At 63.1% G+C, this 7,601-nt stretch carries 10 protein-coding genes; 4 read left to right on the forward strand and 6 right to left on the reverse strand.

The window, feature by feature from the left end:
* The first annotated feature begins 29 nt into the window (after positions 1 to 29).
* Together GWK18_RS08965 and GWK18_RS08970 are read left to right on the forward strand one after the other, a co-directional pair.
* The gene (locus tag GWK18_RS08965) at positions 30 to 1,049 is read left to right on the forward strand and encodes a VOC family protein (protein ID WP_123824427.1); all 1,020 of its coding nucleotides are present in this window, start codon (positions 30 to 32) and stop codon (positions 1,047 to 1,049) included.
* A 36-nt stretch (positions 1,050 to 1,085) separates the two neighbouring features.
* Entirely contained in the window at positions 1,086 to 2,258 is a 1,173-nt protein-coding gene (locus GWK18_RS08970) for an alpha/beta fold hydrolase (protein WP_166834718.1), read from the forward strand.
* 90 nt (positions 2,259 to 2,348) lie between these two features.
* On the opposite strand, the gene GWK18_RS08975 is transcribed toward GWK18_RS08970, so the two are convergent.
* The 5 genes from GWK18_RS08975 to GWK18_RS08995 form a co-directional block, all read right to left on the reverse strand.
* Positions 2,349 to 3,056, reverse strand: coding sequence for a peptidoglycan-binding domain-containing protein (locus GWK18_RS08975; protein ID WP_166834720.1), 708 nt, complete (start codon positions 3,054 to 3,056; stop codon positions 2,349 to 2,351).
* Between the two features lie 367 nt (positions 3,057 to 3,423).
* The gene (locus GWK18_RS08980) at positions 3,424 to 3,756 is read right to left on the reverse strand and encodes an antibiotic biosynthesis monooxygenase (protein WP_166834722.1); all 333 of its coding nucleotides are present in this window, start codon (positions 3,754 to 3,756) and stop codon (positions 3,424 to 3,426) included.
* 359 nt (positions 3,757 to 4,115) lie between these two features.
* A complete protein-coding gene (locus tag GWK18_RS08985; RefSeq protein ID WP_166834724.1) occupies positions 4,116 to 4,265 on the reverse strand; it encodes a hypothetical protein in 150 nt (49 codons plus the stop codon).
* On the reverse strand, positions 4,262 to 4,429 hold the full coding sequence (locus tag GWK18_RS08990) for a hypothetical protein (protein ID WP_158609484.1): 168 nt from the start codon (positions 4,427 to 4,429) through the stop codon (positions 4,262 to 4,264). The genes GWK18_RS08985 and GWK18_RS08990 overlap by 4 nt, the downstream gene beginning before the upstream one ends.
* A gap of 124 nt (positions 4,430 to 4,553) precedes the next feature.
* Entirely contained in the window at positions 4,554 to 5,051 is a 498-nt protein-coding gene (locus GWK18_RS08995; protein ID WP_166834726.1) for a tetratricopeptide repeat protein, read from the reverse strand.
* A 187-nt stretch (positions 5,052 to 5,238) separates the two neighbouring features.
* On the opposite strand from GWK18_RS08995, the gene GWK18_RS09000 reads away from it, so the two are divergent.
* Positions 5,239 to 6,165: an SDR family oxidoreductase gene (locus GWK18_RS09000; RefSeq protein ID WP_123824422.1), complete on the forward strand. Its 927-nt coding sequence runs from the start codon at positions 5,239 to 5,241 to the stop codon at positions 6,163 to 6,165.
* A gap of 31 nt (positions 6,166 to 6,196) precedes the next feature.
* Here the strand turns inward: GWK18_RS09000 and GWK18_RS09005 are convergent, their stop codons facing one another.
* Entirely contained in the window at positions 6,197 to 7,021 is an 825-nt protein-coding gene (locus GWK18_RS09005; protein ID WP_245193115.1) for a VanW family protein, read from the reverse strand.
* Positions 7,022 to 7,415: 394 nt separating this feature from the next.
* Here GWK18_RS09005 and GWK18_RS12920 point away from each other — a divergent pair.
* Positions 7,416 to 7,601 (forward strand): hypothetical protein (locus GWK18_RS12920; protein WP_209280921.1); only part of this gene is annotated, 186 nt, incomplete at its 3' end.

Raw genomic sequence — 7,601 nt, forward strand, 5'->3', positions numbered from 1 at the left:
GGACCGAACATCGTCGAAAGGCCACCACCGTGGAGAAGCTGCTTGCTCACCTGAGCCACCTGGAGATCACCTGCCCGGACGTCGAGGCCTCGGCCACGTTCTACATCGAGAAGTTCGGCATGCGGGAGGTCCACCGGGCCGATGACCGCGTGTACCTGCGCTGCTGGGGCGACTACAGCACGTACAGCCTGGTGCTGGTGCCCGGGGACGAACCCTCACTGCACCGGATGGCGTGGCGCACCACGTCCCCGGAGGCGCTGGAAACCGCGGCGTCCCGCATCGAGGCCTCCGGGATCACGGGTGAATGGACCGAGGGCGGTTACTGCTATGGCCGCGCCTACGAGTTCACCGGCCCGTACGGTCACCCGATGCGCCTTGTCTGGGAGGTCGAGAAGTACCAGGCGCCCGAGGAGCTGGCCTCCATCTACCCCGATCGCCCGGAGAAGCGCAGTCAGCATTCGTGCGCTCCGCGGTTCCTGGACCACGTCACCGTGGCCACCTCGGACGTCCACGGGTTCGCCGAGTGGTACTCGCAGAACCTCGGCTTCCGCGTCATGGCCTTCACCGATCTGGACGAAGCCCCCATCACCGTGTTCTCGGTGCTCACGACCAATGAGAAGTCCCACGACCTCGGCGTCGTCCTGGACACCTCCGAGCGCGCCGGACGCGTCAACCACATCGCGTTCTGGGTGGACACCCACGAGGACCTGCTGCGCACCGCCGATGTCCTGATGGAGCACGGGACGCCCATGGAGTACGGACCCTCCATCCACGGCATCGGCGAGCAGAACTTCCTGTACTTCCGTGAGCCGTCGGCACTGCGCGTGGAACTGAACTCCGGCGGTTACCGCAACTACGTGCCGGACTGGGAAGCCAACACCTGGAAGCCGTCCCAAGGATCCAACAACTTCTACCGCAACGGCGCCATGCCGCAGTCCATGACCGAGTCCTTCCCCCAGGCCGAAGGTTTCACGGCCACGGAGGAAGGCGCGTCGGAAGAGATGAAGGAAGCCCTGCTCAACCCCTACGCGGTCCAGGGTCGCGGCTGACGACAACCGACCTGAACGTCAACGAAAGGACGCCCCGTGTTCGAGTACTTCCCGGGCAACTACGTCTGGAACCTGAGTGTGGTGGCCACGCTCAACTCCGGAGGCCAGATCGACGAGGTCGACCGCGCGTGCCGCCCCTTGCGCGACGTGGCCACGACCAACGAGGACGTAGGCACGGAAGACTTCCTCAAGGCGTGGACCGGTCTGGTGGACCAGCTGGTGACCCAGGCCGAGGAGCAGGAAACTGCCGGGCGCACCACGTCCGCCGACCGGACGTACTTCCGGGCGCTGGACTACCTGATCCACGCCGAGCGTATGCAGTCCAACAGTTCCACCGAGCGGTTGGCCACCTACCGCCGTTGTCTGGAACTGGCCGAGAACTCCTTCCGGCTGGCGCACCCGAACGTCTCCAGGGTGGAGGTCCCGTTCCGCGACACCACGTTGCCCGCATATTTCAGCAAGGCGCCGGCCACCGCTGAGGGTCCCGCACCCGTGATGATCATGTTCAACGGGTTGGACTCGACCAAGGAGCACATGTTCGTCTCCGGGCACCCCGCGGAACTGGCCGAACGCGGCATCTCCACCCTCATGGTCGACACCCCGGGGACCGGCGAAGCACTGAGGCTCCAGGGGTTGACCTCGCAGATCGATTCCGAGGAATGGGCGGCGGCCTGCGTGGACTACCTGCTCACGCGCGACGACGTCCGCGCCGACCGCATCGGGCTGGTCGGCTGGTCACTGGGCGGGTACTACGCCCCGCGGGCAGCGGCCTTCGAGAAGCGCCTGGCGCTGGTTGTCGCTTGGGGAGCCAACCACAACTGGGGGGCGGTCCAGCGCCGTCGTAAGGAACGCGAAGGCGAGCGACCCGTCCCCCACTACTGGGAGCACGTGCAGTGGGTCTGGGGGTACGAGGGCGAGATACTGGAGGACTTCCTGGACTTCGCCGACGGCGTGCACCTGGACGGAGTGGTCGAGAAGATCAGCGTGCCGTTCCTGATCGCCCACGGGGAGAACGACCGGCAGATTCCGGTCGAGTACGCGCACCGTTCCTTCGACCAAGCCGTCAACAGCCCCAAACGGGAGCTGCGGATCTTCACCCGGGAGGAAGGCGGCGCCGAACACATCGGGTTGGACCACTTCCCGTACGTGTCCACGTTCATCGCCGACTGGGTGGCGGACACGTTCGGAGAACTCGACGGGAAAGGCTGACGGAAGACGCGCATGAGCATCCGGTGTGATCGTCATTGACGACGATCACACCGGATTCTCATTGGTGCCTGGTTGGCTGGCTGTGACGGATCAGGGAATCACCCGGTGGTAGGTCGGGGTACCCCACACCGGGCGTTCGACGACCTCTCCCTTCGAACGCGAGGCGTCGATCATCTTTCCGTTGCCGACGTAAATCCCCACGTGGCCCGGGTAGTGCATGAGGTCACCCGGCTGACGTTGGGACGCCGGAACCTTCGGGTAGGCAGCAGCCTGCGCACCGGAGGTCCGGGGGAGCTTGATGCCCGCCTTCTCAAAGGCACGGAGGGTCAGGCCTGAGCAGTCAAAGGAATTGGGGCCCTCAGCACCCCACACGTATCGATCCCCCACCTGGGACCGCGCGTAGCTGATCACCGAGTTCACGCGCGCCGCTCGAGAGTCCTGCGATGGCTTGCTCCCGTAGATCAGCGCATTCCAGGTCTTGGGCCCCACGACACCGTCGGCGGTGAGACCGTGGGCCTTCTGGAAGCTACGGACGGCCGCGTCCGTCGCGGGACCGAACTTTCCGTCCACGCTCAGGCCGTAGTTGTACTTGTTCAGCCAGCACTGGGCTTCCTTGACAGAGTTACCCGTGGAGCCGGACTTCACCTTGACATGGTCTGATTCCACCACGCAGTTGGGAGCGTTCGGATAAGGATCCGCTGCACTCGCAGGCGTCGCGGCGGCGTACAGGCCACTGGCGCAAATCACCACGCATGTGGAGACCGTTGCCAGCTTCTGGGACAAAGAGACTGTTTTCATGATCGATTCGACCTTTCAGGAACACAGAAAATGAATCCGAGACAATGCATGAGAGGTGACCCGAATTTCATCGGGAATTTTCCCTCGTGAAGAAATGAAGTGAAGATCTGAAGACCTCACCCGCCGCACACAACCCCATCGCCCCATATCTCTTGCGCCGGGTTGTTGATAGATTTCCTCCGGCCGAAGTTCCTCTGGTGTTCTGAAAATTAGTCGCGCTTGACACGACGGTCAATGCACGGAATACATCACTGGCCAAGGAGCGAGCCCCTGATCTCCGAAAGGCCAACCGAAAAAGCTTCTTTTCACTGGCTTCCAGGTATCAGGTCACTCAAGTGGACATGCTCAGGGGCGAAGGGCGGAGCCTTCAGTGCGGCGACGTCGACCTGTCGTACTGCCGTTCGACGACGGCGATTCGGACGCTGTAGTCCGAGTACCACGTCCGCGAACCCGCCGACTGTGCCAGAAGGTGTTCGTGGTTGCCCTTCCACGCCTGGGCGTCTTGGGCCGTACGCCAATAGGAAACCGTGATGCCAAGGCCACCGGGCGTCCGCGCGGATTCGTGACCCAGGTAGCCCGGTTGGTCGATGACCAGCATTTCCATCCGAGCGGCCATCTCCTCATACCCCGGCGCGTTCCCGGCCAGGGTGCTCGTGAAGATGACCGCAGTGTAGGGCGGGTGAAAGTCGGTCAAGCTCACGGTTTGGCCTCCCCGCAATCCCTGCGACTCAAGCTTTGGTGAAGTGTACGGGTTTCCAGCAAAGCGAGGGCATCTGCCAAGACAAGCGAAGTGCCGTGACGCGATGCGGGGTCCCCTCCCCCAAAGAACCCATGACCCGCAACGCGGATCTCATGGAGTTTTACGCGGCCGGGATTCCGGTGGGAGAACTCCCGTGCTTCGCACAGTAGAGCATCCTGATCTCCAACGGCCAGGATCGCGTTGACCCTCGCCGGTAACCCGATGTCGAGGGGGTTGGACGCGGATCCGGCCGGTGTCCAACATGCAGCTGCCCCGGCCGTGGGGAGGTCCAACCCTGGTCCAGCCGGCGCCAGGTCGTCTTAGAGAGCCAACGTCAGATCCACGTTGGGGTTGGTCAGGACCTTCCCGCGCAGTCCATGGCCGGATGGCTCCAACATGTCAGCAGCCAGGATCGCGACTGCGCCGCCGGCCAGCCGCGACGGCGGTGTGGGGGTGACGGGCGGGGTCATCGACGCCGGGGGAACAGGATCGACTTCCGACGCTTTCCTCCGCGCAGCTTGTTCGCCCCGCGCCCGGCACCGCCGATCACCCACATACCGACGAAGACGCACAGGGTCAGCAGCAGGAAGGACAGGACCAGAAGCCCCAAGCCACCCCAAAATCCAATCGTCACTTCATCCTCCCCGTCGGTCGTCGATCTACAAGCCTAACGGCGCCTGCCCGCCCCACCTCCCTACGCCGAGTTCGGGGTTGTTCCGCCTATGGAGCCGAATAGACGGAACAACCCCGAAATGGACTTAGGCCTGCTCCGTCAGGGCTGCTGCATATCCGCGGATGGCAGGCTCATAACGGACGATCTCCGGGCGATCCAAGCAGTCCGCCACCATGGTGAGGACTTCCCCCAGAGCTGCACCATGCTGTCCAGATTCATGGAGTGTGAGCGCATGGAAGACGACGAGCGCGGCGTCGTCAGGAAACTGCTCCCGCGCCCTCTCGAACACCACCAAGGACTCTTCGATCCGCCCGACGTTCTTGAGCGTGCTCCCGTACGGCAGGTAGAACGCACGAAGGGAGTCCCCGCCCAACCCCGCGTCCAAGGCCCGTTCGTAGAACTCCAAGGCCCGCTGCTCCTGACCCGCGGTGTCATAGGCACCGCCCACCTTGAAGAGCACTTCGGGGTCGCCCGGATGCTTCGCCAGGAGAGCCTCGAAGGCTTCGATGGTCGGCGCCATGTTCGCGCGGTCACGCGCGTTGAAGATGGCGTCGAGTTGGCGGCGGAGGTCGTCACTGGTCATTCGGCAACGCTACCCGCCCATTCCGCCTCCTCCCTGCGCCGAGTTCGGGGTTGTTCCCCCCTATGGAGCCGAATAGACGGAACAACCCCTAAATCGGCGGAGGGGTTTTTAATCAGGCTACTGATGAATAGGCTGGTGGCGAGCGCTCTTCGGAGCCACGGCAACCACAATCGACCAGGAGGCCTTCATGAGCTCGAACCAGGACGCACACAACGAGACCACCGATCAGCTGGTCTTCCAGAACCCCGTGACCCGTTACGAGGCGATCGAACCTCCCAAACAGGACCAGCCGGAGCCCGGCCTGGACAAGACACTCGAGCCCAAGACGGACCGCGGCGAACACTCTTACCGCGGCACGGGGCGCCTGGAGGGTCGCAAGGCCCTCATCACGGGGGCCGACTCGGGCCTGGGCGCCGCCGTCGCCATTGCCTTCGCACGCGAGGGAGCCGACATCGCCCTCAATTACCTGCCCGCGGAACAAGAGGACGCCGAATGGGTCCGCGACGCCGTGGCCGACACGGGACGCAAGGTTGAACTCCTCCCCGGTGACCTCGCGGACCGAGACGCGGCCGCTGAGTTGGTCGATCAGGCTGTCACCGCCCTGGGTGGCCTGAACATCTTGGTGAACAACGCCGGCCGCCAAATCGCCGTGGAGGACGGGCTGGAGGCGTTGACCGACGAGCAGGTCGAGGACACCTTCAACGTCAACGTCTTGAGCATGTTCCGGTTGACGCGCGCTGCGCTCAAGCACATGCCTGCCGGGTCCTCGATCATCAACTCCACGTCCATCCAGGCGTACAAGCCGTCCCCGACCCTGTTGGACTACGCCTCCACCAAGGCCGCGATCAACAACTTCACCAAGGGCCTCGCCGAACAGCTGGCCCCCCGCGGAATCCGGGTGAACTCCGTGGCCCCGGGTCCCTTCTGGACGCCGCTGCAGGTCAGCGACGGGCAGCCGAAGGAAAAACTGCCGAACTTCGGGCAGGACACCGGCCTGGGCCGTGCGGGTCAGCCCACGGAAGTGGCCCCCGCGTACGTGTTCCTGGCGTCAGCCGAATCCAGCTACGTGATCGGTGAGACGTTGAACGTGAACGGTGGCATGCCGACGCCGTGACCCCTGAGCCGGGACGAGGTCACGCGCTGAGTCACACCGAGGGCTTCTCGGGCAGGATCTCGTCCCGGATCATGTCGGGGTCGTAGCAGGCCAAGGCATCGTTCTCGAGCGGACGCTCCGTTTTCACAATGTTGCCCGTGCGCTTGTCGCGGGTGTCTCGCATGACCACGTTGTGCCGTCGCACGGTGGATGCAGCCGTCCGCGGATCGGCAGCCCGGTAGAAATAGGCATCTTCCTCCCGAATGTGATACTTCATCGGCAGGGCTTGATCTGAACACAGCTCGCCGCGGAGGTATTCATCGTCCACGCGGACTCGGAACTGAAATGTCTGATCTGTATCATTCCGGACCCGATAGTCCAGGAAGTTCCAAACAATCGATGTCCCCGTTCCGAATGGGATCTGTCGCTGGAAGTCCGGGAAAAGGTCCAACCCACTGTGGTGGTGGTGCTCCACGATGGTCAACGAAGAGTGCAACGTCATCCAGTGCAGGAGATTGGTGAACTGACACAGCCCACCTCCCACACCGACTGCCGCATGGTCACCCTCGATCATCAGACCCGGCAAGTATCCCTTTCGCTGTGGAGGCTCACCGACCAAGCGCCAAAAGGAGAATGTCTCACCCGGCGCGATGACCACCCCATCAACATGCGGCGCGGCCAGGGACAGCGACCGCGCCTTACCCTCCTGAAGCTCGGGATGAGTATTTCCCAAACGACGACGAATGAGTGAGTTGTGGGAATACACCTTGATGCCAAGACTTTCGCCGGTGCCCTGCTTCGCGAATGACTGTCGCACCATTGCATCAATAGCATTGCGCTGCAGCTGTTGCCGTTTGACCGAAATCTTGTAGGTCAACGGTGAAATCTCAGAGAAAAGCCTTCGGGCCATTTCAAGCTCGATTCCACGGTGGATGAGTCCGTTGGTGGTCAGAGCGTGAGGTGCGCCCCGGCCTTGAACATGGAAACTACTACGAAGCCGTTCACACCGGTCGAAAATCGATATAACCGTTACGGAATAGCAATCACCAATCATTACATTCAACTGGCCGCCGCCCACGGAAGGCCCGGCTCCACGTAGCCCAAGCCGTTGAGACATATACGTGCCAAGTTACATGAAAATGCGTTAAGTACGGATTGGCTCACACATCGGATTTATCAGCCCACGTTCGATAACGAACTGATAACGGCCCTGATCACGGCGCGAGCACCTCCCCTGTTCACGCTCGCACCCGTGACTGAAAGGGAACGTCATGCCCGAAGATTCGAACCTCGCCGACCGCCAGATCAGCCGACGGTCGTTCGGAAGGTTGGCGGCCGCCGTCACGGCGGCCGCGGCCTTGGCCTCGGTCAGCTACCGCACGGACAAGGCGTGGGGCGCAGAGGGCCCGCCACCAACACCGCACACCCCGCAGGCCCACGGCCCGATCCCCTCCGAC

Source organism: Kocuria sp. JC486 (assembly GCF_011602805.1).
Taxonomy (GTDB): Bacteria; Actinomycetota; Actinomycetes; order Actinomycetales; family Micrococcaceae; genus Kocuria; species Kocuria soli.

Coding starts and splice junctions, on each gene's coding strand:
- GWK18_RS08975 (WP_166834720.1), bottom strand. CDS start 3,056: ATGAAAACAGTCTCTTTGTCCCAGAAGCTGGCAACGGTCTCCACATGC.
- GWK18_RS08985 (WP_166834724.1), bottom strand. CDS start 4,265: ATGACCCCGCCCGTCACCCCCACACCGCCGTCGCGGCTGGCCGGCGGC.
- GWK18_RS08995 (WP_166834726.1), bottom strand. CDS start 5,051: ATGACCAGTGACGACCTCCGCCGCCAACTCGACGCCATCTTCAACGCG.
- GWK18_RS09000 (WP_123824422.1), top strand. CDS start 5,239: ATGAGCTCGAACCAGGACGCACACAACGAGACCACCGATCAGCTGGTC.